Source organism: Leifsonia xyli subsp. xyli str. CTCB07 (assembly GCF_000007665.1).
Classification (GTDB): Bacteria; Actinomycetota; Actinomycetes; order Actinomycetales; family Microbacteriaceae; genus Leifsonia; species Leifsonia xyli_C.
The window spans coordinates 2,192,040-2,214,720 of record NC_006087.1; the positions used below are offsets into that span (position 1 = coordinate 2,192,040).

General features: G+C 68.5%; 22 protein-coding genes and 1 pseudogene. 2 read left to right on the plus strand and 21 right to left on the minus strand.

The genetic code is table 11. The annotated features are described in order from the left end of the window. Positions 1 to 53 precede the first annotated feature (53 nt). The 8 genes and pseudogenes from radA to LXX_RS14935 all read right to left on the minus strand — a co-directional run bounded on the left by radA (position 54) and on the right by LXX_RS14935 (position 8,991). A complete protein-coding gene (radA, locus tag LXX_RS10495) occupies positions 54 to 1,415 on the minus strand; it encodes a DNA repair protein RadA (RefSeq protein WP_041767791.1) in 1,362 nt (453 codons plus the stop codon). A 106-nt stretch (positions 1,416 to 1,521) separates the two neighbouring features. Beyond that, positions 1,522 to 2,157, minus strand: a complete 636-nt coding sequence (locus tag LXX_RS10500; protein WP_041768502.1) for a hypothetical protein — start codon at positions 2,155 to 2,157, stop codon at positions 1,522 to 1,524. A gap of 45 nt (positions 2,158 to 2,202) precedes the next feature. Next, positions 2,203 to 2,700 (minus strand): amino-acid N-acetyltransferase, encoded by a 498-nt coding sequence (locus LXX_RS10505; protein ID WP_011186812.1) that lies wholly within the window; start codon positions 2,698 to 2,700, stop codon positions 2,203 to 2,205. Between the two features lie 101 nt (positions 2,701 to 2,801). Then, positions 2,802 to 5,321 carry an ATP-dependent Clp protease ATP-binding subunit gene (locus LXX_RS10510; RefSeq protein WP_011186813.1) on the minus strand — a complete coding sequence of 840 codons (2,520 nt, stop codon included), beginning with the start codon at positions 5,319 to 5,321 and terminating at the stop codon, positions 2,802 to 2,804. A 133-nt stretch (positions 5,322 to 5,454) separates the two neighbouring features. Next, positions 5,455 to 5,877 carry a hypothetical protein gene (locus tag LXX_RS10515; RefSeq protein WP_011186814.1) on the minus strand — a complete coding sequence of 141 codons (423 nt, stop codon included), beginning with the start codon at positions 5,875 to 5,877 and terminating at the stop codon, positions 5,455 to 5,457. Positions 5,878 to 6,102: 225 nt separating this feature from the next. Continuing rightward, positions 6,103 to 7,566 carry a cardiolipin synthase gene (gene cls / locus LXX_RS10520; RefSeq protein ID WP_011186815.1) on the minus strand — a complete coding sequence of 488 codons (1,464 nt, stop codon included), beginning with the start codon at positions 7,564 to 7,566 and terminating at the stop codon, positions 6,103 to 6,105. A 124-nt stretch (positions 7,567 to 7,690) separates the two neighbouring features. Then, a pseudogene (locus LXX_RS10525) lies at positions 7,691 to 8,689 on the minus strand (IS481-like element ISLxx4 family transposase). A gap of 128 nt (positions 8,690 to 8,817) precedes the next feature. Next, a complete protein-coding gene (locus LXX_RS14935; RefSeq protein WP_011186816.1) occupies positions 8,818 to 8,991 on the minus strand; it encodes a hypothetical protein in 174 nt (57 codons plus the stop codon). A 100-nt stretch (positions 8,992 to 9,091) separates the two neighbouring features. Here LXX_RS14935 and LXX_RS10530 point away from each other — a divergent pair, with 100 nt between their 5' ends. Further along, positions 9,092 to 9,916, plus strand: a complete 825-nt coding sequence (locus tag LXX_RS10530) for a cytochrome c oxidase assembly protein (RefSeq protein WP_011186817.1) — start codon at positions 9,092 to 9,094, stop codon at positions 9,914 to 9,916. Positions 9,917 to 9,945: 29 nt separating this feature from the next. On the opposite strand, the gene lysS is transcribed toward LXX_RS10530, so the two are convergent. From lysS to tilS, 13 genes are all read right to left on the minus strand, one after another. Further along, positions 9,946 to 11,460, minus strand: coding sequence for a lysine--tRNA ligase (gene lysS / locus LXX_RS10535; RefSeq protein WP_011186818.1), 1,515 nt, complete (start codon positions 11,458 to 11,460; stop codon positions 9,946 to 9,948). A 42-nt stretch (positions 11,461 to 11,502) separates the two neighbouring features. Continuing rightward, complete coding sequence (gene panC, locus LXX_RS10540) at positions 11,503 to 12,378, minus strand: pantoate--beta-alanine ligase (RefSeq protein WP_041767794.1); 876 nt, start codon at positions 12,376 to 12,378, stop codon at positions 11,503 to 11,505. Between the two features lie 123 nt (positions 12,379 to 12,501). Next, positions 12,502 to 13,284, minus strand: a complete 783-nt coding sequence (locus tag LXX_RS10545; RefSeq protein ID WP_011186820.1) for a DUF2520 domain-containing protein — start codon at positions 13,282 to 13,284, stop codon at positions 12,502 to 12,504. After that, the gene (locus LXX_RS10550; protein ID WP_011186821.1) at positions 13,281 to 15,155 is read right to left on the minus strand and encodes a PH domain-containing protein; all 1,875 of its coding nucleotides are present in this window, start codon (positions 15,153 to 15,155) and stop codon (positions 13,281 to 13,283) included. Before LXX_RS10550 ends, LXX_RS10545 begins: the two co-directional genes overlap by 4 nt. Then, a complete protein-coding gene (locus tag LXX_RS10555; RefSeq protein WP_041767797.1) occupies positions 15,152 to 15,637 on the minus strand; it encodes a PH domain-containing protein in 486 nt (161 codons plus the stop codon). The genes LXX_RS10550 and LXX_RS10555 overlap by 4 nt, the downstream gene beginning before the upstream one ends. Next, positions 15,621 to 16,094, minus strand: a complete 474-nt coding sequence (locus LXX_RS10560; RefSeq protein ID WP_041767799.1) for a DUF3180 domain-containing protein — start codon at positions 16,092 to 16,094, stop codon at positions 15,621 to 15,623. The genes LXX_RS10555 and LXX_RS10560 overlap by 17 nt, the downstream gene beginning before the upstream one ends. Then, positions 16,091 to 16,627: a 2-amino-4-hydroxy-6-hydroxymethyldihydropteridine diphosphokinase gene (gene folK / locus LXX_RS10565; RefSeq protein ID WP_011186823.1), complete on the minus strand. Its 537-nt coding sequence runs from the start codon at positions 16,625 to 16,627 to the stop codon at positions 16,091 to 16,093. The genes LXX_RS10560 and folK overlap by 4 nt, the downstream gene beginning before the upstream one ends. Then, complete coding sequence (gene folB / locus LXX_RS10570) at positions 16,624 to 17,004, minus strand: dihydroneopterin aldolase (protein WP_011186824.1); 381 nt, start codon at positions 17,002 to 17,004, stop codon at positions 16,624 to 16,626. Before folB ends, folK begins: the two co-directional genes overlap by 4 nt. Then, complete coding sequence (gene folP / locus LXX_RS10575; protein ID WP_041768504.1) at positions 16,988 to 17,800, minus strand: dihydropteroate synthase; 813 nt, start codon at positions 17,798 to 17,800, stop codon at positions 16,988 to 16,990. Before folP ends, folB begins: the two co-directional genes overlap by 17 nt. Then, on the minus strand, positions 17,797 to 18,372 hold the full coding sequence (gene folE / locus LXX_RS10580) for a GTP cyclohydrolase I FolE (RefSeq protein WP_011186826.1): 576 nt from the start codon (positions 18,370 to 18,372) through the stop codon (positions 17,797 to 17,799). Before folE ends, folP begins: the two co-directional genes overlap by 4 nt. Positions 18,373 to 18,383: 11 nt before the next feature. Further along, on the minus strand, positions 18,384 to 20,387 hold the full coding sequence (gene ftsH, locus LXX_RS10585; protein WP_011186827.1) for an ATP-dependent zinc metalloprotease FtsH: 2,004 nt from the start codon (positions 20,385 to 20,387) through the stop codon (positions 18,384 to 18,386). Between the two features lie 84 nt (positions 20,388 to 20,471). Continuing rightward, on the minus strand, positions 20,472 to 21,023 hold the full coding sequence (gene hpt, locus LXX_RS10590) for a hypoxanthine phosphoribosyltransferase (protein ID WP_011186828.1): 552 nt from the start codon (positions 21,021 to 21,023) through the stop codon (positions 20,472 to 20,474). Between the two features lie 16 nt (positions 21,024 to 21,039). Continuing rightward, positions 21,040 to 22,116: a tRNA lysidine(34) synthetase TilS gene (tilS, locus tag LXX_RS10595; protein WP_041767803.1), complete on the minus strand. Its 1,077-nt coding sequence runs from the start codon at positions 22,114 to 22,116 to the stop codon at positions 21,040 to 21,042. Between the two features lie 53 nt (positions 22,117 to 22,169). Here tilS and ppa point away from each other — a divergent pair, with 53 nt between their 5' ends. Beyond that, positions 22,170 to 22,661: an inorganic diphosphatase gene (gene ppa, locus LXX_RS10600; RefSeq protein ID WP_011186830.1), complete on the plus strand. Its 492-nt coding sequence runs from the start codon at positions 22,170 to 22,172 to the stop codon at positions 22,659 to 22,661. The last annotated feature ends 20 nt before the right edge of the window (positions 22,662 to 22,681 follow it).

Genomic DNA, 22,681 nt, shown 5'->3' on the forward strand with positions numbered 1-22,681 from the left:
CGTGAATTCACCCCGATGATGAGGCGACCCACGGCGGAGACGGAACTCCGCGCTCAGAACGCCGCTTCCACCTCCTTCTCCCGTGCCGGACTCGCCGCCGTGAACGCCACCCGCAGCGCTTCCCGCACCGACTGGCTCCGCTCGTCCACTCGGGTCGCGAAGCCGAGCCGCGCTGCCTCCGCCGCGCGCTGCTTCCCGCTGCTCACCGGGCGGATCTCCCCGGCGAGGCTGATCTCCCCGAAGGCCGCGAGCGTGTGGGGGATGGCCCGATCCGTCGCCGCGGACGCGAGCGCCAGCGCAATCGCCAGATCGGCTCCCGGCTCGGTCAGCCGCACCCCGCCGACCGTGGAGACATACACGTCCTTGTCACCGAGCCTGATCCCTGCCCGCCGTTCGAGCACCGCCAGGAGCATCGCCACCCGCGAGGAGTCCACCCCGTTCGTCACCCGGCGCGGATTCGGCGCGGCGGTGCCGACGACCAGCGCCTGCACCTCCACCGGCAACGTCCGCCGCCCCTCCATCGCGACCGTGACGCACGTTCCGGAGACCGGTGTGGCGTTGCGGCTGAGGAAGAGTCCGCTGGGGTCGGCGACCTCGCGGATGCCGTCACCCGCCATCTCGAAACAGCCCACCTCATCCGTCGGTCCGAACCGGTTCTTCAGCGCCCGGACGAAGCGCAGCGCAATCTGCCTGTCCCCCTCGAACTGGCACACAACATCCACCAGGTGCTCGAGCAACCGCGGACCCGCGATCGAGCCGTCCTTCGTGACATGCCCGACGATGAGGATGGGCAGTTCCCTGTCCTTCGCCACCCGGATGAGCGTGCTCGCCACCTCGCGGACCTGCGAGGGTCCGCCCGCGATCCCCTCGGCCGCACCGCTGGACACCGTCTGCACCGAGTCCACGATCACGAGCGAGGGACGCACCGCATCGATCTGGCCCACGATGGTGGCGAGATCGGTCTCGGAAGCGAGGAAGAGCTGATCGTGCATCGCGCCCGTGCGCTCGGCGCGCATGCACACCTGGCTCACTGACTCCTCTGCGCTCACGTACAGCACGCGTGCCTGCTCGCGGGCGGCTCGCGAAGCCACTTCGAGCAGCAGTGTCGATTTGCCGACCCCCGGCTCGCCGCTCAACAGGATCGCGGCCCCCGGCACGATCCCCCCGCCCAGCACCCGGTCGAACTCGCCGATGCCGCTCGGCCGCCGCCGGACGGACTCCGCCCCGATCTCCGTGATCGCCCGCGCCAGCCGCTCCGAGCCCACCACCACGGGCTTGAGCGCTCGCAAGACCCCGGTCGGCGCCGCCGCCTCGGCGACCGTTCCCCACTCCTGGCACTCGCCGCACCGCCCCGCCCACTTGGCGGTCGTCCAGCCGCACTCGATGCAGCGGTAGTTGACACTCGCTTTCGCCACGACACCTCCTCGATCCGGTCTCACACTATGGGGAGCCACCGTCATCGCCGGGAGGATCGCTCGGATCTGTGGAGAAGCCGGCTGACCTGGAACGATGTGGAGGAGACTACTGGAGGACGAACTGCTTGCTCGTCTGCGCGACGATGCCCGCGACCGACGTCTCCAGGTGGTAAGACGACCCACCCGCCGGAACCTGAGCGCGCTGCGCCTGGCAGGTCGCCGGGTCACTGCGGGTGCGGTCCCAGGTGATCGGGGCCTGCGAGGAGATCGTCTCGCCCGGTTGCAGCAGCACGTCGGCATTCACTTTCTCGGTCTGGCAGTCGGTCGACTTCCAGTAGACCTCGGACTCGCTCGTGATCGTGAACACCTGCTGCGCCGTGCCCGCGTCGACCGTGCAGGGAGAACCGCCGGTGTTGGTGATCGCGATCGAGAGCTGTGGCAGCTGACCGGCAGCGTAGCTCGACTGGTCGGTGACGGCGTCCACTTTCACCTCGGCCGGATTGCACCCCCGCCCGCCCGCGCTGGCGCTCGGCGTCGGGATGCTGGTCGCACCGGCGGTCGCCGTCGCAGCGGGCCCCGTCTTCGCCTTCGGGGCCGCCGGCTCACCGCCCAGCGAGCCGAGCCGCACAACGATCAGGACGATGGCGACGACCACCGCGACCAGCGCCAGGAAGAGAACGAGCCGCCGCCGCCAGTAGACCGCCGGAGACTTCGGGCCGACAGGATGCTTGAACGTCGACATGGCCGCAGCATAACCGTGACGCATGACGCTCACAGTCAGGCGCGCTCAGAGAGACTTCAACATCCGGGTGTTGCCGAGCGTGTTCGGCTTGACGCGCGCCAGGTCCAGGAACTCGGCGACGCCTTCGTCCCGGGAACGGACCAGCTCGGCGTAGAGCGCCGGATCCACGGTCTCCGAGCCCATGTCCACGAAACCATTGCGCTCGAAGAACGGCACCTCGAAGGTCAGGCAGAACAGCCGGGAGAGCCCGAGCTCACGAGCATCGTCCTCCAGCCGTCCGAGCAGCGCCCGCCCGACGCCCGTCCCGAGCCACGAGTCCGCGACGGCGAGCGTGCGCACCTCGGCGATATCGCTCCACATCACATGAAGAGCGCCACAGCCGATCAGAGCGCCGTCCTCGTCCTCCGCGATCCGGAACTCCTGCACCGACTCGTAGAACGTCACGGCCTCTTTGCCGAGCAGGATACGTCGCTGCACGAGCGGTTCCACGAGCTCCTGGATGCCCGGGACATCGCCTGTCCGCGCACGCCTCACTGTAAACACCCCACAACCCTATCGGCCCGCACAGGCCCAGCGCGGACATGCGAAACGGGCCGGACTCCGCGGAGTCCGGCCCGTTTCAGGGGAGGGTCAGCGTTCGCGGGTCAGTGGCTGGCGGCGATATCGGGGGTGGCAGGACCGGTGCCAATGGCGGCGGCGTTGATCCCCGCGCCGATCGGCTCCGTGCGCGCGGTCGTCGTGAACACGAACTCTCCGTCGACGAAGTCCACATGCACGTGGTCGCCCGCGCTCAGCTCGCCGTGCAGGATCTTCTCGCTCAGCCGGTCCTCGATCTCGTGCTGCACCGCGCGGCGCAGCGGACGGGCGCCGAGGGTCGGATCGAACCCAACCTCGATCAGCCGCTCCTTCGCCGCAATCTCGAGCTCGATCGTCATGTCCCGGTCGAGCAGGCGGTCGGACAGCCGCTTGATGAACAGATCCACGATCTGCAGCAGCTCCGGCTTGCTCAGCTGAGGGAAGACGATGATCTCGTCCACGCGGTTCAGGAACTCGGGCTTGAAGTTCTTCTTCAGCTCCTCGTACACCTTGCCGCGCATCCGGTCGTAGCCGGTGGTCGGGTCGCCCTCGATCTGGAAGCCGACAGGGGCCCCGGAGATGTCCTTCGTGCCGAGGTTCGTGGTCATGATGATCACGGTGTTCTTGAAGTCGACGACGCGACCCTGGCCGTCCGTCAGACGTCCCTCCTCCAGAATCTGGAGCAGCGAGTTGAAGATGTCCGGGTGCGCCTTCTCGATCTCATCGAACAGCACGACACTGAACGGCTTGCGGCGGACCTTCTCGGTGAGCTGGCCGCCGTCCTCGAAGCCGACAAACCCGGGAGGCGCGCCGAACAGGCGGGAGACGGTGTGCTTCTCGCCGTACTCAGACATGTCGAGGGAGATCATGGCCGTCTCGTCGTCGAACAGGAACTCGGCGAGCGCCTTGGCCAGCTCCGTCTTGCCGACGCCGGTCGGCCCGGCGAAGATGAACGAGCCGGAGGGACGCTTCGGGTCCTTGAGACCGGCACGGGTGCGGCGGATCGTCTTGGAGAGCGCCGCGATGGCCTCCTCCTGACCGATGACCCGCTGGTGCAGCGCCTTCTCCATGAAGACGAGGCGAGCGGACTCCTCCTCGGTGAGTTTGAACACCGGGATGCCCGTGGCCTGGGCCAGCACCTCGGCGATGAGTCCCTCATCCACCTCGGCCGTGGTCTTCACGTCGCCGGAGCGCCACTGCTTCTCCAGTCGCAGCCGCTCGCCGAGGAGGTTCTTCTCCTCGTCGCGCAGGCTGGCGGCCTTCTCGAAGTCCTGGTCCTCGATGGCTGCTTCCTTCTGGGAGCGCACCACGGCGATCTTGTCGTCGAACTTGCGCAGCTCCGGCGGCGCCGACAGGATCGACAAGCGCAGGCGCGCGCCGGCCTCGTCGATCAGGTCGATGGCCTTGTCCGGCAGGAAGCGGTCCTGGATGTAGCGGTCCGCGAGGTTCGCAGCGGAGACGATCGCCCCGTCCGTGATCGACACCTTGTGGTGCGCCTCGTAGCGGTCGCGCAGCCCCTTCAGGATGTTGATCGTGTGCGGCAGCGACGGCTCGTTCACCTGGATGGGCTGGAACCGGCGCTCCAGCGCGGCATCCTTCTCGAAGTGCTTGCGGTACTCGTCGAGCGTGGTCGCGCCGATGGTCTGCAGCTCGCCGCGGGCCAGCAGCGGCTTCAAGATGCTGGCCGCGTCGATCGCGCCCTCCGCAGCGCCCGCGCCGACGAGCGTGTGGATCTCGTCGATGAACGTTATGATGTCGCCGCGGGTGCGGATCTCCTTGGTGACCTTCTTCAGGCGCTCCTCGAAGTCGCCGCGGTAGCGGGAGCCGGCGATGAGCGAGCCGAGGTCGAGCGTGTAGAGCTGCTTGTCCTTCAGCGTCTCCGGCACGTCCCCGCGCACGATCGCCTGGGCGAGGCCCTCGACGACGGCGGTCTTGCCGACGCCGGGCTCACCGATCAGCACCGGGTTGTTCTTGGAGCGGCGCGACAGGATCTGCATGACGCGCTCGATCTCCTTCTCGCGCCCGATCACCGGGTCGAGCTTGTTGTCGCGCGCGGCCTGCGTGAGGTTGCGGCCGAACTGGTCGAGGATCTGGCTGCCGGCCTGCGCGGTCGCCTGATCGTTGCCGCCCACCTGGACCTGCTCTTTGCCCTGGTAGCCGGAGAGCAGCTGGATGACCTGCTGGCGCACGCGGTTGAGGTCCGCGCCGAGCTTGACGAGCACCTGGGCGGCGACGCCCTCGCCCTCGCGGATGAGACCGAGCAGGATGTGCTCGGTGCCGATGTAGTTGTGGCCGAGCTGGAGCGCCTCGCGCAGGCTGAGCTCCAGCACCTTCTTCGCGCGCGGAGTGAACGGGATGTGCCCGGTCGGCTGCTGCTGGCCCTGGCCGATGATGTCCTGGACCTGCTCGCGCACGGCATCCAGCGAGATCCCCAGCGACTCGAGCGCCTTCGCGGCGACGCCCTCACCCTCGTGGATCAGACCGAGCAGGATGTGCTCCGTGCCGATGTAGTTGTGGTTGAGCATCTTGGCCTCTTCCTGGGCCAAGACGACGACGCGGCGGGCGCGATCGGTGAATCTCTCGAACATGTCTACTCCTTGGCGAACACCATTGCAGGTCGGCGTCGATACAAAGAGAGTAACCATCGCATCCCGGTCGGACGTGCTCTGTTCGCTTCGGGCGTGACAGCCGTGGCAGACGCGACACGGGTTGTGGGCTGGCTCAACCGCGCAGGCCGGCGAGGGTGACTGTCGCGTCGGACAGTCCGATCGTCACGCCGGAGGTCTTCGACAGCCGGGCGGGTGTGGCGAAGACGGTCGTGTGTGGCACGTAGTCCTGCGTGCAGACACCGCCGGAGACCGGCGCGAGCGTCGCTTGGAGTTGGTTGCCGGCGGTGACCTGGATCGACTGCACCGTCGGCGGGCAGTTCGAACTGCCGTAGAGCACGATCCCGAACTGCCGGCCCTGTTCGAGCCAGGCCGCCCAAGATGCGCCGCCCGCGCTGCTCGCCGGCGCATCGACGCCCTTGGGCTCGCCGGCATAGTCGGTGACCGGCTTCGAGCTGTCCGTGGAGCATCCCCCGAGCAGAGCTGCCCCGCTGACGGCGAGGAGGAGGGCGACAGCAGTGCGGCTGGTGCGGATCACCGGACCATTCTAAGGAGCCTGCTTCCGATTCGCCTGCCGGAACCGGGAATGCCGCTCCGGCGAGGAAGGGAGAGAGCCCCGGCGGTCGGCGGCGCCGGGGGGACAGGAAATCGCGGGGCTGAAGGCTTTCCTCCACAAGTGACGGCTCACGATGGGTTGTCCACAAACTTTCCGCCGGCCGGTCCGGGGAGCCGGCCGCCCCGGCAGCCTGTACCCATGTCTCCCTTATTGCAGCGCGGAAGTCAATCGCGCGAGGTTGTCCAGCACGGTCGAACGCAGCGGCTGCCGCATCCACTCATCCAGCGTCAGCTCGCGGCTGTCCCGCCGGTAGCCGTCCTCGATAGCCCGCATCTGCTGCACGAACGGACGGCCCCTGACCATCAGAGAGACCTCCATGTTCAGCTGGAAGGAGCGCATGTCCATGTTGCTCGACCCGATCACCGCGACCTCATCGTCGATCGTGAAGTGCTTGGCATGCAGGATGTACGGCGCCTTGTACATCCAGATCCTCACTCCGGCGCGCAGCAAGGCTTCGTAGTAAGACCGCTGGGCGTGGTAGACGAGCGCCTGGTCCCCGATCTCCGAGACGAACAGATCGACCGCGATACCCCGCTGCGTCGCAGTGGTGATCGCGGTGAGCATGGACTCGTCGGGGACGAAGTACGGCGATGTGATGACGATGCGCTCCTGCGCGTAGTAGAGCAGCGCCAGGAACAGTCGGAGATTGTTCTCGCCGGCGAATCCGGGACCCGAAGGCACGACCTGCGCGTCGAGTTCGTCCGCGTCGAGTTCGACCGCGATCGGCTCCGTCTCCCGCCGCAGGAGTTCGTCGGTCTCGCTGTACCAGTCCGTGATGAAGATCGCGTTCAGACCGGCGACGATCGGACCCTCGAGCCGGACGATCAGCTCTTTCCACTTGAGACCGCGCTTGATGTTGGAGCGCTTGTTGTAACTGCGGTCGATGACGTTCTGCGAGCCCACGAAGGCGACCCGCCCGTCGACCACGAGCAGCTTCCGGTGGTTGCGGAGGTCGGGCCGCTGATACTTTCCCCGGAACGGCTGCACCGGAAGCATGAGATGCCACTTCACGCCCATCTCGGTGAGCCGGCGGATCGTGGCGGTGTAGCCGGGCGTCCGGAGCGACGCGATGTGGTCGAGCAGCACCCGCACGGTCACCCCCCGCTGCACCGCACGTTCCAGCGCGTCGAAGAACGGCGCTGTCGTCTTGTCGAGGGTCAGGATGTAGAATTCGACGTGGACGTAGCGGCGCGCGGCCGCGATCTCCTCCGTCATCGCCGCGAGCGAGCCCACATAGTCGCCATTGAGCGAGGCCCGGTTGCCGCCCACCAGGGGCATCGCCCCGAGATTGCGGTTCAGTTCGACGACCGACTGGAGCCACGGCGGCCAGGGGTGGTCACGCCGCACACGCTCCATGCCCTCGGTGCTGTCGATGATGAAGGAGTTGATCTCCTTCTGCTTCTCCCGGCGCGCCTTCGGGAGCTTGTAGCTGCCGATCAGCAGGAAGAACAGCACTCCGATGTACGGGATGAGGAAAATGGCCAGCAGCCAGGCGGTCGCCGAGGTGGGCTTGCGATTCCGGGGGACCACGATGATCGCGACAACACGGATCACAAAGTCGAACAGGAGCAGGAAGACCACGATGACCGTGGCCAAGACCCCGTCGCCCATCCGCCGTCCCTCCGGTCACGTCCGCCGAGAGTCCCGATCGGCATCCTCAGGAATACCGTAGCGAAGTGCGACGCGACGCTGCTACGACCCGCTCGGCGGGGAGGGTTCCGGCAACGCTCCCGACCTAGGTGTGATGTCCAGGGAGGTTGTTGTCGATTCTGCTAATGGGTGGGGCTCTGATGGCGGAGTGGTGCTGGTGATGATTGTAGAAGTGGGGCCAGCCGGGGAGTGCTTCTCGTCGTTCGGCCTCTGAACCATAGAACCGGGCGTAGGCCCAGCCGTCGGCGAGTGTGCGGTGGAAGCGTTCGATCTTCCCGTTGGTCTGTGGTCGGTATGGTCGGGTCTTCTTCGCCCTGATCCCGAGCTCTGTGCAGGCGTCTCGCCAGGCGTAGGACTTGTAGGCGGAGCCGTTGTCCGAGAGGACGAGTTCGACGCTGACATCCCGGTCGGCGAACCAGGCGACAGCACGCCGCAGGACACCGATCGCGGTGTCCGCCTTCTCGTCGGAGCAGATCTCGGCGTAGGCGACGCGGGAGTGGTCGTCGATGATCGTGTAGACGAACACGGTGCCCAACCGTGGCTCGTAGCGGTGGTTCCTGCTCTTCGTGCGGGTGGCGGTCGCTTCCCGGTTGCGTTCGCCCTGGACGCGGCCGACGAATCGTCAGCCGCCGCCGTTGGGGATGTTGCCGAACTTCGTCACGTCGACATGGATCAGCGATCCAGGGTGGTCGTGCTCGTAGCGACGGATCGGCTCGCCCGTGACCCGATCAATGGTGCAGAGCCGGTTGATGCGGCAGCACACCAGGACGGCGTGGACGGTCGAGGCGGGAAGGCCAAGCTCGCCGGCGATCTGCACCGGCCCCAGGCGTCGTCGCCACCTCGCCCGCACGATCCGCTTGAGCACGGGCAACGGCGTCCGCGTTGGCATCGATCGTGGGCGGCTAGACCGGTCGGTCATCCCTCCCGTGCCTTCGGCGCGGAACCTCGCCGCCCATTTCCGCGCGGTAACGGGCGAGACCATAAACATCTTCGCTGCGACGGAGACCAGCCAATGGTCCTCGACGATGAGCCTGGCAAGGCGCAGACGAGCGCGCGGTGTGAGAGCAGCGTTAACGTGGGACACGAAGGCCTCCTGGATCGTGAAGCGGTTGAACTGAACAGCTCCACTTCACAACCGGAGGCCCTCGCCCCTCAACTCCTCACGACCGTATCGCCGAAACAACCCCCCTGGACATCACACCTAGGGGACGGCTACGGCTTGGGGGCGAGTCCGCGCTTCGTGCGCTCCTCGGCCTCCATGCGCGCGTACACCTTCCGCTCGGTGCGGTCGGCGTGGACGATCTTGCGCATGATCATCCAGAAGAGCAGGCCGACGAGCACGGTCGGTGCGAGCGACCAGACGATTCCGCCGACTATTTCACTCATAGCGGGATAATGGTATCCCGCCCACCTGGGAACGGAGTCCCTCACGCCACCTCTCGCCGTCTTCCTCTCGACCTGGTCGTTCGATCCGGCCGCCGCCGTCATGATCGCGGCGGCTGCGACGCTCTACCTCTCGGGGGTGGTGCGGCTCCGGCGGAACGGACATCGCTGGCCGTTCCGGCTCACAAGCGCGTTCCTCTTCCTGGGGCTCGGGTCCTATGCGGTCGTCTCGTTCGGCTTCCTCGGCTCCGAGAGCACCAACCTCCGCTGGGCTTTCAGCACGCGGATCGCTCTGCTGCTCTTCGTCGTCCCGGGGCTGCTCGCGATCGGCCGGCCGGTCGCACTGGCGCGCGCTGCGCTCGGCGGCCGCGGCCGGGAGCGCACGGCCCGGGCGATGCGCTCCCGGCCGGTCCGGCTGTTCGGCAACGCGATCTTCGCGCCCGCCTTCGCGTGCGCCGTGTTCCTGGTGTTCCTGACCCCGGTCGCCGCGATTCTGCGCAGTTCTCCCTGGTCCGAGTGGACCATCGCTGTTCTGACGCCGCTCGCCGGTCTGCTGCTCGTCCTGCCGATCGCCGCGCACTCGCTGGTCCGCACGGGATTCTTCGTGACAGTCGAGTTCCTGCTGGCGTTCGTGGAGCTACTGCTCGATGCGATCCCCGGACTCCTCCTGCGGCTGAACGACAGCGTTCTCGACCACGCCCCGGCGATCGCCGGACGGATGCCGTTCTGGTTCCCCACTCCGCTGCACGATCAGCACCTGTCCGGGGACTTCCTGTGGTTCATCGCGGAGATCGCGGATGTCCCGATCCTGGTGCTGCTTTTCGTGCGGTGGATGCGCCTCGACCGCCGCGAAGGCCGTCGGCTCGACGAACTGACCGACGAGGAGATGGCGGAGCTGACCCGGGTACACCTCGAGAATCGCTGCTGACACGGCTGTGCGCCCCTCCCCACCACCCTCTACTTGACGAGCGGGAACAGGATGGTCTCACGAATGCCGAGGCCGGTCAGGGCCATCAGCAAGCGGTCGATGCCCATTCCCATCCCGCCGGTGGGCGGCATCCCGAACTCGAGCGCGCGAAGGAACTCCTCGTCCAGGCGCATCGCCTCGTCGTCGCCCGCAGCGGCCAATCGCGCCTGCTCGACAAAGCGTTCGCGCTGGACGACCGGATCCACCAGTTCCGAGTAGCCGGTAGCCAGCTCGAAGCCGCGCATGTAGAGGTCCCACTTCTCGACAACGCCCGGGAGCGAACGGTGTACACGCACGAGCGGGCTGGTGTCCACAGGGAAGTCCATGACAAACGTCGGGCGGACGAGCCCGCTCTTGACATGATGCTCCCAGAGTTCCTCCACGTACTTGCCGGGCAGTGGGTGCTCGATCTCGACACCGGCCTCGGCCGCAAGCTCGCGCAGCCGCTGCAGCGGGGTCTCCGGGGTGATCTCCTCGCCGAGCGCCTCCGAGAGGCTGTCGTACATCCGGATGCGGTCCCAGTCGCCGCTGAGGTCGTACTCGGTCCCGTCTGCCCAGGTGACGACATGCGAACCGGAGACGGCGACCGCCGCGTTCTGGATGAGCGCCTGCGTCAGGTCGGCGATGGTGTTGTAGTCGCCGTACGCCTGGTACGCCTCAAGCATGGCGAACTCCGGCAAGTGCGTGGAATCCGCTCCCTCGTTGCGGAAGTTACGGTTGATCTCGAACACCCGGTCGATGCCGCCGACGACGGCGCGCTTGAGGTAGAGCTCCGGCGCGATGCGGAGAAAGAGCTCCGTGTCGAAGGCGTTCGAGTGGGTCACGAACGGACGGGCCGAGGCACCGCCGTGCATGACCTGCAGCATCGGGGTCTCGACCTCGATAAAACCGCTGTCGGCGAAGGTCGTGCGGAGGCTCGCCACGGCGGCGGCGCGATCGAGGACGTTCCGGCGGGCTCGATCGCGCGCGATCAGGTCGAGGTAACGGGAGCGAACGCGCGTCTCTTCGCTCAGCTCATTGTGGAGGTTCGGGAGCGGGAGGATCGCCTTCGAGGCGATCTGCCAGCCCACGGCCATGATCGACAGCTCGCCACGACGGCTGGAGATGACCTCGCCCGAGACGAAGACATGATCGCCCAGGTCCACGAACTCCTTCCAGCGCGCCAGCGACTCCTCGCCGACCTCGGCCAGCGACACCATCGCCTGAATGCGCGAACCGTCTCCCGACTGAAGCACAGCGAAGCACAGCTTGCCGGTGTTCCGGAGGAAGACGACGCGACCCGCGACACCCACGGTCTCCGCAGAGACCTCGTCCGCGGCGAGGTGCCCCCACTTCTCGCGTACCTCCGGAATCGTCGTCGTCACCGGGAGCCGTACCGGGTACGCACCGCCACCGAGGTCGCCGGCACCGGCGATGAGCCGCTCGCGCTTGCCGAGCCGGACGGCCTTCTGCTCGCTGATCTCCTCGTCGGTGAGCTCAGGGGTTTCCGTCGGCGTATCGGTCATTGTTTCTTCCGTTCGGATGCGGGGGAGGAGATGGTCGTTCGATCAGGGCAGCGTAATCCGCTCGTTGTCGATCAACCGGGTCGATCCGACACGCGCGGCGATCAGGAGAAATGCCGGCCCGTGGTAATTCGGCGCGACCTCGCGGAAGGTGCCCTGGTCGACGATCACGAGATAGTCCAGCCTAACGACTGGTTCGGCTTCCACGCGTACACGGGCCGCGGTGAGCACCGCCGCCGCTCCGCCCGCGCAGGCCGCGACGCCGTCGGCCAGCGCACGCGACAGTGTCGCCGCCGCAGCGCGGGCGTCGGCGTCCAGATACCGGTTCCGGCTGGACAGCGCGAGGCCGTCCGGCTCCCGCACCGTATCGACCACGGCAATGGTCACCGGGAGGTTCAGATCGTCGACCATCCGGCCGACGAGATGCACCTGCTGCGCGTCCTTCTGGCCGAACACAGCGACATCCGGCTGCGCGATCCCGAAGAGTTTGGCGACGACAGTCAGCATTCCGTCGAAATGCCCCGGCCGCGAGGCGCCCTCGAACAGGCCGCCGACCGCTCCGGCGGTCACGCGCGTCGAAGATTCGCCCTGTGGGTACATCTCCGCTGCGGCCGGGGCGAACACGACGTCTGCCAGCCCGTCCAGCAGGGCGACATCCGCATCCAGTGTGCGCGGGTAGCGGTCGAGATCCTCCCCCGGCCCGAATTGCAGGGGGTTCACGAAGATCGAGACCACCACGATCCCCCCAAGATCGCGAGCGTGGTTCACCAACCGCACGTGTCCCTCGTGCAGCGCACCCATCGTCGGCACGAGCACCACACGACTGGCCGGCGCATCGGACGCCCCCTCAGCGACCGCAGTCCGCCGGGCAGTGCTGAGAATCTCGCGGAGGCAGGCGATGACGGTCACGACAGTGGTCATGGTGTCCTTTCCTTTCGAGGGCAGAGACTTTCGGAGCGGAGGGAGGGCCGGGCGTCGAGGGCCGGGGATGCGGCTCCCTCATTCTCCCTCGTTCGCGGTCTCCTTTCGCCCGCCGCGCTCCGCTCAGCCCCCGTGCGATTCGGGCAGACCGCCCTCGTCCTCCGGGTCACCGGCGAGTTCGCCCAGCATGTCGCTCACCTCCAGCGCGGACGCCGTCCCCGCTCGCGTCAACGCATTGTCCACCGCCGACCGCACGAGGGAGCTGAGGAACGATCCCGGACTCTCGACGCCGATGCCCCGCAGAATCACCGTCGACTGCCCGACGATGGACAAAGAGAACGAGGTCGCGGTCGCAATCGCCTCCGCGTAAGCCGCGCGATCCTCCTCCGCGACGACCACGGGCTCACCGCCCATCTCGACCACGAGCGCCTGCCCGATCGGCAGCACCGGGGCCGGAGCAGTCACGGCGAAATAGCTCTCGGTGAGGCGCGCGAGATCCAGACTGGTTCCGGTGAACGCCAGGGCCGGGTGGACGGCGAGCGGGATGACCCCCACCACCGCAGCCGGGCGGAGTACGCAGACCCCGTGGCCGGGTGCGGTGTGCAGCACGATCTGCCCGGGCTGCCATGTCCCGGTCGCGGCGAGTCCGGCGACGAGCGCGGGCAGTTCCTGGTCCGGCACCGCGAGCACGACGAGTTCGCTGCGCTCGATCAGCGTCGGCACATCCAGGAGGGGAACCCCGGGGAGCATCGCCTCGACGCGTTCGCGGCTGGGCTCGGACACCGCAGACACCCCGACGATCGCGTGCCCGGCTCCGGCGAGAGCGGCGCCCAACACGGGGCCGACATGCCCGCCGCCGACGATACCGACGCCGAGACGTCCCGAACGGGTGGAAGTGGGGGTCACACGTTCTCCTCGTGATCGCGAGCGGACGGGGCGGGCGGGATCCGTGGGACAGCTGGAGCGGGCGAGACTGTCGGCAGGGCTGGGCCAGGCGGGACCAGCGGGACAGCCGTACCAGACGGACCAGACGAGCCAGACAGACCAGACAGACCAGACAAACCAAGCAGGTCAGACGGGACCAGCGGGTCTGGTTCGTCCGACGCCTCCGAGACGATCGGCGCTCCCCAGCGGTGGCTCTGATCCGACCGGGCCGCCGCGATCGCGTCAGTGCTGACGGTCTCGAAGAGGGCGACGCCGGTTTCGGCGTCGATGGCGGCGAGGCGGGGGCGGACAGGTCCGCTCACGGTGTGGAAGCGGGCTGCGGTCAAACCGAGGGCACGATCGACGGGCCCCTGGAGGAGTTCGAGGCTCTGGAGGCGTGCAAGCGGAACGATCGCGAGGCTGCGCCAGACGAAGCCGCGACGGAGGAGGAGTGCGCCGTCGATGTTTCGATAGCCTGTCCGACGCCAGCTGAGCGGGCGCACCCAGGCGGCACGCACCGGACTGCCCGTGAAGTCGTCGCGTCCGCGGGAGGTCATACCGGCCAGGATCGTCGCACGGTTTTCGTCAGTGGCGAACCCGGGGAGGACAAGGGAGAGCACCCGGGCGATGTCGGCCAGGTCCCCGACGGGGAGGATGGTCGTGTTCGCTTGGCCGGCGGCCCCCTTCTCGCGGGACCGCCCGGCTGTGTCGATGCGGATCTGCCACCAGCCGAAGGGCCGCCAGAGCAGCGGCTGGATCGCCTCGACCGCGTGGACCCGGCCGGGCGGAAGCGTCTCGTTGCTCGTGCTGAGGAAGCCGAAGCCGACGCGGACGCCGTCGGGCGTCCCCGCTATCGAGTAGCGCAGCGACTTCGTGAACCGGTTGATGACAAGGCTCGCGGAACCGATCAAACCCGGCAGCGCCACGATGAGTAGCCACGGAGCGCCGCTCGACGCACCATAGAGGAACACAGCGAACACGGCGATGACGAACAGGGAGAAGCCGCTGACGAGGAGCGACCCGAGCAGGCGCAGCGGTGGGATCTTCACGACCGACTCCGGCGAAGCGGCACCGGGATCGAGCTCGGGAGCCAGAAACTCGCTGACTCGGCGGTTCACGGCCTCTCCGACCGCGCCAGAAGGAGAAGTGGACGCCGTACACGCAGCCGGAGCGGGACCCGCCTCCACCGTTCGCGCACCCGACGCCAACCGCAGCACATCCCCGCGAAGCCCGTCCGCGAGCGCCGAACCCAGGTACGCCAGCTGCACGTTCGCGTCGTGGCCCGCCACGGTGATGTCGAGCTTCGCCGCACCGAACAGACGCGCAAGCAGCGGCCGGACGACGTTGATCCCCTGGATGCGGTCGAGACGCGCCTTCCGCTGGGTGCGGAAAAGGATGCCGCTGCGCACTTCGACCGCGTCACCGGTGATCCGGAAAGTGTGCATCTGCCAGGACAGGGAGAACAGCGCGAGGCAGCCGATCAGGACGGCGACCACAGCGAGGAGCGCCCAGCCCTGCCACCCGCGGTCGTAGATCTCGTCGAGCGGGTCCCCGCCGAAGTCGGGCGCGCCGACGAAGAACGCGACGATGCGCTCGCGCAGGTTCGACAGCACGAAACCGAGCACCGCGATGAAGACGATGCCCCCGCGCAGCAACGGGGTCGCCGGATGCAGGCGGTGCCACTCGCCGTCGGTGAACCGTCCGGCCGACGGGGAGGCGACGGAGAGGCGGACGGGGGGAGGGCCACCGCCGACCGCCGCGACACCGCGCGGCTCGGTGCCGCGTGTCGCGGCCGGCGTCGCCTCACCGGGCGCCTCGCCGCCCGGCCCGGCTTCCCGCTCCGGCTCGGTCACAGTCCCGCCCGGCGGCTCTCTGCCAGCTCCACGAGGCGGTCGCGCAGCTCTCCGGCCTCCGCCTCTGGCAGCCCCGGGATGAGCACACCGGTCGAGGCCGCCGCAGTCACGAACTTGAGGTCCGCGAGCCCGAGCACCCGTTCCACCGGTCCGCGGGTGATGTCGATCAGCTGCATGCGGCCGTACGGCACGGACACGAAGCGCTGGAACAGAACGCCGCGACAGAAGAGCAGATCGTCGTCCCGGAGCACGAAGCCGATCGATCGGGTGCGGCGGCGGGCGACGAACAGCGAGACCAGCGTGACCGCGATGACCCCCGCCAGGAGCAGCCAGCCCCCTGTCCAGCCGGCAGCGAGCCACAAGAAGACCGTTGCCGCGGCGAGCACGATCCCGGTGGTGAGCACGCCGGCGACGACGACGACCACGTACTTGGGCGAGACCCGTCTCCAGTCGCCGGCGGCCAGCTCAACGGGTGGGGGCATCGTCCGGCTCCTTCTCGCTCTCACCGGGCGGGAGGGTGCAGAAATACTCGGCGAGGAGTCCGGCGACGAGGAGGATGACGGCGCCGGCCGTGGCCAGGACGGTGAGCAGGACGGCACCGCCGACGGGCAACACCTCCCGCGTGAACAGGAAGACCAGGATGCCCGCGCCAGCGCCGGTCAGAACCGCGCCGCTCAGTCCGCACGCCTTGGCAAGCAGGACGATCCGCGTCGCCTGGAACGGGTCGACCCGCCGCGGGCGGGAGCCGCGCACCGAGCGGCGGATCGGGAAGGCGAAGGCGACGATGACGATCGCGACGGCGACGAGAGTGATCGGCAGGGTCAGCGGTGAGATGAACACCGCGATCCCGCCGCTGGCGGCGGCGACCTCGACGAGGAACCCGAAGACCAGTCCGAGGACGCCGAAGCTGATCAGCGAGGAGGGCCGGGTGCGTCTCACGGTGCGGTCTCCTCGAACGGGGTCACGGGGTCGGTGGCGAGGGCGGCGAGGTCTGCGACGCGGCCGTGGCTGGGGAGCACGGCGTCCGGGGCGATGTCCCGCCAGGGCACGAGGACGAACGCGCGTTCGTGGGCACGGGGATGCGGGAGCGTGACCCGCGGGTCGTCGGAGACGATGCCCGAGTAGTCCACGATATCGATGTCGACGGTGCGGTCGCCCCAGCGCTCCTCGCGCACGCGGCCGAGGCCGTCTTCGATGCGGTTGACCGCGGCGAGCAGGGCGAGCGGGTCCAGGACAGTGTGGATGAGGACAACCGCGTTCAGGTACGCAGGGGCCTCCCCCGAAATGCCGTCGGGTTTGAGCGCGGGCGTCTCGTACAGCGGCGAGATCCGTTCGACGCGGATGCCGGGATGAGCGGCCAGCGCGTCGAGGGCGGCGCGGAGGGTCGCGACGCGGTCGCCGACATTCCCGCCCAGGGCGAGCACGGCGGGCGCTCCGACACGGAGGCGCTGGCGGCGGGGGGCGGGCCTCACCGGCGTTCCCGCACGATCCGCACCGCCACATCCCCGAACGGCACGTCGATCGGCGCGTCCGGTTTGTGGACCGTCACCTCCACCGAGCACACCGGCGAATGCGCGAGCACCACACCGGCGACGCGCTCAGCGACGGTCTCGATGAGGTCCACCGGATTCCGTTTCACAGCTTCCGCGATCTCCACCGCGAGCTCTCCGTAGTGGACCGTCTGCCGGAGGTCATCGCTCGCGGCCGGGCTCGCGAGGTCGAGCCAGGCGGTCACATCGACCACGAAATCCTGGCCGTTCTCGCGCTCGAAGCCGTACACTCCGTGGTTCGCGCGAACGCGGAGCCCCGTGAGGAGGAGAGAGTCGGCCGGTCTATCGGTTCTGGTCATCGCTTCCACCTTGCCACGCCCGCAGGACATTGAGGGCGATCTGCGTCGACGCGACATCGTGGACGCGCACCGCCCACACCCCGGCCCGCGCGGCGAGCGCCGACACGACAGCCGTGGGTGAGTCCCGGTCGGCGACGGCGGAGCCGTCCGGAAGCAGAGCACCGAGGAAGCGCTTGCGGGAGGCGCCGATGAGCACCGGATAGCCGAGGGCCTCGATGTCGCCGAGCCCGGCGAGCACCTGCCAGTTGTGCCTGGCGTTCTTCGAGAAGCCGAGGCCGGGGTCGACGATGAGGCAGGCCGGGTCCACACCGCGGCGCAGGAGGTCGGTGACGCGGGCGGACAGCTCCGTCCGCACCTCGGCCACAGTGTCGGAGTAGACGGCGCGCGAGTCTCCGGCGTCGAGCTCTCCGCGCCAGTGCATGACCACGTATCGCAGTCCGGTGGCGAGCACAGCGTCGGCCATCCCCGCGTCGGCGAGACCGCCGGAGACATCGTTGATGATCGCGGCGCCCGCATCGGACGCGGCGCGCGCGGTGGAGGCGTTCATGGTGTCGACGCTGACGGTCACACCGCGTTCCGCAAGCCGGCGGATGACGGGGACGACCCGCACACGCTCCTCCTCCGGATCGACCCGGCGGGCGCCGGGACGGGTGGACTCACCCCCGACATCGATGATGTCCGCGCCCTGGGCGACCAGATCGAGCGCGTGTGCGACGGCGGGCTCGGGCTCCAGCCAGAGCCCGCCGTCGCTGAACGAGTCCGGCGTCACATTGAGGACACCCATGATGAGGGTCACGCCGCACCGCACCCGATCAGCGCGATGAGCTCCGCGCGCGCGGCCGGCTCCGCGAACTCGCCGCGCGCGGCGAGGGTCACCGTCGTCGCCGCGACCTGCCGCGGACCGCGGGCGGTGACGCAGCCGTGCTCCGCGCTCAGCACGACAAGCACACCCCGCGCGCCCGCACCGGCCTCGAATGTGTCGGCGATCTGCTCGGTCAGCCGCTCCTGGACCTGGGGACGCGCGGCGAGCGTGTCGATGACGCGGGGGATCCGGCCGAGGCCGATCACGGCCTCTCCGGGCAGGTAGGCGACATGCGCGACGCCGATGAACGGCAGCAGGTGGTGCTCACACACCGAACGGAACGAGATCTCGCGCAGGATGACCGTCTCAGCCTGCCCCTGCTCCAGTGGAACCGGCTCGCCGAGCTCCGCTTCGGCGTCCCGGCCGAGGCCCGCGAAGAACTCCGCGTAGGCGTCCGCCACTCGGGACGGCGTAGCGCTCAGACCCGGCCGCGACGGATCCTCGCCGACAGCGGCGAGGATCTCAGCGACGGCCGCCTCGATGCGAGCGCGATCGAAACCGGTCATGCGGCGCGTGGCTAGGAAGTCGCCGGCCGCGGCTTGATGGCGGGCGAGCGCTTCGGCTTCGGCGACGGCGGCGCGCTGTCCACGCCGCCGTCCACCGCACCGGCGCCGATCGGCGCCTTCGGGAACTCGATCGGAGGCAGATCGGAGATCGGCCGCTTGTCGCTGGAGAGCCACTGCGGGCGTTCCGGCAGCTTGTTCACGTCCGCGAAGATCTCAGCGATCTGGTTGTGGTCGAGCGTCTCCTGCTCCAGCAGGGCTGCGGCGAGCCGGTCCAGGATGGCGCGGTTGTCGTTCAGTACCTGCCAGGCCTCGTCATGCGCCTTCTCGATGAGCGCGCGCACCTCGGCGTCAACGCGCTCGGCGATCCGCTCGGAGTAGTCGCGCTGGTGGCCCATGTCGCGGCCGAGGAACATCTCGCCGTTGGCCTGGCCGAGCTTGACCGAGCCGATGTCGGCGCTCATGCCATACTCGGTGACCATCTTGCGGGCGATGGAGGTCGCCTTCTCGATGTCGTTGGACGCGCCAGTAGTGGGGTCGTGGAACACGATCTCTTCGGCCACCCGGCCGCCCATGGCGTAGGCGAGCTGGTCGAGCAGCTCGTTGCGGGTGACCGAGTATTTGTCCTCCAGCGGCATCACCATCGTGTAGCCGAGGGCGCGGCCGCGCGGCAAGATGGTGATCTTGGTCACCGGGTCGGTGTGCCGCATCGCCGCCGCCGCGAGCGCGTGACCGCCCTCGTGGTAGGCGGTGATGAGCTTCTCCTGGTCCTTCATGACCCGGGTGCGCTTCTGCGGTCCCGCGATCACGCGGTCGACGGCCTCGTCCAGGGCGCGGTTGTCGATGAGCTGCGCGTTGGAGCGGGCGGTGAGCAGGGCGGCCTCGTTGAGCACGTTGGCGAGGTCGGCCCCGGTGAAACCGGGCGTCTTGCGGGCCAGCACCTCCAGGTCAACGGACGCGGCGATCGGTTTGCCGCGGCCGTGGACCTCGAGGATCTTCTTGCGGCCAAGCAAATCGGGCGCGTCCACGCCGATCTGCCGGTCGAAGCGGCCCGGACGCAGCAGCGCGGGGTCGAGGATGTCGGGGCGGTTGGTCGCCGCGATCAGGATGACGTTGGCCTTCGGGTCGAAGCCGTCCATCTCCACGAGCAGCTGGTTGAGCGTCTGCTCGCGCTCGTCGTGCCCGCCGCCGAGACCCGCGCCGCGGTGACGGCCGACCGCGTCGATCTCGTCGATGAAGATGATGGCCGGAGAGTTCTCCTTCGCCTGCTGGAACAGGTCGCGCACGCGGCTGGCGCCGACACCGACGAACATCTCCACGAAGTCCGAACCGGAGATGGAGTAGAACGGCACGCCCGCCTCTCCCGCGACGGCGCGGGCCAGCAGGGTCTTACCGGTTCCGGGAGGGCCGTAGAGCAGCACGCCCTTGGGGATGCGCGCTCCGACCGCCTGGAACTTGGCCGGCTCCTTGAGGAAGTCTTTGATCTCCTCCAGCTCTTCGATGGCCTCGTCCGAGCCGGCGACATCTTCGAACGTGACCTTCGGCGTCTCCTTGGTGACCATCTTCGCCCGGGACTTGCCGAACTGCATGACCTTGTTGCCGCCGCCCTGCATGCCGGAGATCATGATCCAGAAGAACACCCCGATCAGCAGCGCCGGGATCAGGAAGCCGAGGATGTTGACCAGCCAGTTCGGCTGCGGCACCTCGTCGTCGTAGCCCTTCGGGAGTTTGGCGTCGTCGATCGCCTTGACGACATCCGCGCCGCGCGGCGTGACGTAGTAGAACTGCACCTGCGTGCCGAGCGAGGCGTCCGCCGCTTTGAGCGTGAGGTCGACGCGGTTCTCGCCATCCACGATCTTCGCGCTGGACACCTTGCCCTGGGAGAGGAGCTCGAAGCCCTTCTGCGTCGACACACCCTTGAATCCCGACATCGTAAGCAGGCTCGAGCCGACCCACACGGTGATGATCGCCAGCACGACGTACAGGATCGGGCCGCGGAAGATCTTCTTGACGTTCATGGTGCCCCCACAGTACCGCCTGCCCGCTGGGGGGCGCTGCATGTTCGCTCTGGGCGACCTGGTATTCGGCCGCTCCCCGCGGTGTCAGCTGTAGACGGCCGGAGCCAGGATGCCGACTCCGCGGAGGGTGCGGTAACGCTCGGCGTAGTCCAGACCGTAGCCGACCACGAACTTGTTCGGGATGTCGAAGCCGACGTACCTCACGTCGATCTCGACGCGGGCCGCCTCCGGCTTGCGCAACAGGGCGAAGATTTCGATCGACTCGGGACCGCGGCTGTGCAGATTGGCGAGCAGCCAGGAGAGGGTGAGGCCCGAGTCGATGATGTCCTCGACGATCAACACGGTCTTACCGCTGAGGTCGGTGTCGAGGTCCTTCAGGATGCGCACCACACCGCTCGACACGGTGCCGCTGCCGTACGAGCTGACGGCCATCCAATCCATCGTGACCGGGACACTCAGCTCACGGGAGAGGTCGGCCATCACCATGACAGCGCCCTTGAGGACGCCGATGAGCAGGACATCCTTGCCGGCGTAATCGCGTTCGATCTCGCGGGAGAGCTCGGCGATGCGGGAGCGGATCTGCTCCTCGGTGATCAGAATCTCGGTTAGGTCGTCGTGAACGTCCGTGAGTTCCATGAGGGAGGCGCTGTCCTTAGGTGTGGGGGTGAAACGTGAGCAGGCCGTTCTGCCTGACAACTCTAACGCCTGGAAGGCTGAGCGGACCTTGCCCGTGCCAGTCGGCGATGAGCGCGGCGACCGCGAGCGTGTGGCTGCGGGAGAGAGAGACGCCGAACTCCGCCGAGACGACCAGCCGGATGATGCGCTGGCGGAGGGCCGGCGGGCCGGCGGCCAGCCCGCGGACCTCCAGAGCGACCGAGCCGTCATCCGCCTGGGAGACCAGCTCCTGCGCCCCTTCGAGCGCGAGGCTGTCGAGGGCTTGGTCGTCTTCGCGCAACTGCTCGGCCGTGCGGGCGAGCGCCTCCGCGACGCCCGGGCCGAGCTCCTGCTCGAGGACCGGAAGCACCGCCGAGCGCACGCGCACACGGGTGTAGGCGGGGTCGTCGTTGTGCGGGTCGTCCCACGGCTCCAGGCCACTGTCGGCGCAGAACGCGCGCGTCGTGGCGCGGCGCAAGCCGAGGAAGGGGCGTAGCAGCCGGCCGGTGTCGGGCAGCATGCCCTGCAGGCTGGACGGTCCGGAGCCGCGGGCGAGGCCGAGCAGGACGGTCTCGGCCTGATCGTCCAGGGTGTGGGCGAGCAGGATGCGGGCGGCGGCGGTCGCGCGAGCGGCGGAGTCGAAGGCAGTGTGACGGGCAGCGCGGGCAGCGCCCTCGGGGCCACCCGCTGCCTCCACCCTCACCCGTTCCACGAGCACAGGGCCGAGACCGAGCGCTCGCGCCTGGCAGGCGGCCCCGGCGGCGACCTCGGCCGAACCGGGCTGGAGACCGTGGTCCACGACGATGGCGCCCGAACGGAAGCCCGCGCGGGGGGCCTCGAACGCGGCGGCCGCGGCCAGGGCGAGCGAGTCCGCTCCCCCGCTCAGTCCGATGAGGACGAGGGCGCCGGGGGCGAGCGGGTGCGGCCGGGCGGGACCGTGATCGCCCTCCGCATCCGGCACGGGGAGGGCGGCGGCCGCGGCGAGCGCTGCGCGCACAGCGCGCCGGGCGTCGGCGATGGGCGGCGTCAGGCGCGGACGGCGGGGGGCTTCTCCCGGAGAACCGTCTGAATGCATCCAGTAACGTTAGTGCAGGTTTTTCCCGCTGAACGTTTAAGGAGCGAACGGACATGACCGCATACGACGTCGTCATCGAAATCCCCAAAGGGAGCCGCAACAAATACGAAGTGGATCACGAGACCGGCCGCGTCTACCTCGACCGCGTGCTGTTCACGGCCTTCGTCTACCCGGCGGACTACGGCTTCTTCGAGAACACACTGGGCGACGACGGGGACCCGCTGGACGTCCTCGTTCTTCTCGAATACCCGGTCTTCCCCGGTGTCGGCATCAAGGTGCGCCCGGTCGGCGTGCTGAAGATGTCGGACGAGGCCGGCGGCGACGCGAAGATCATCGCCGTCCAGCACAAGGACCCGCGCTGGCAGCACATCCAGGATGTGAACGATATCCCGGAGTACACCCGCAAAGAGATCGAGCACTTCTTCGCCCGCTACAAGGACCTCGAACCGGGCAAGTTCGTGACCATCGAGGGCTGGGGCGACGCGGCCGAGGCCGAGAAGATCGTCCAGGCCGGCTTCGCGAACCTCGAGGCCCAGGGCCACTGAGTCAGACAGAGAACCGCCGG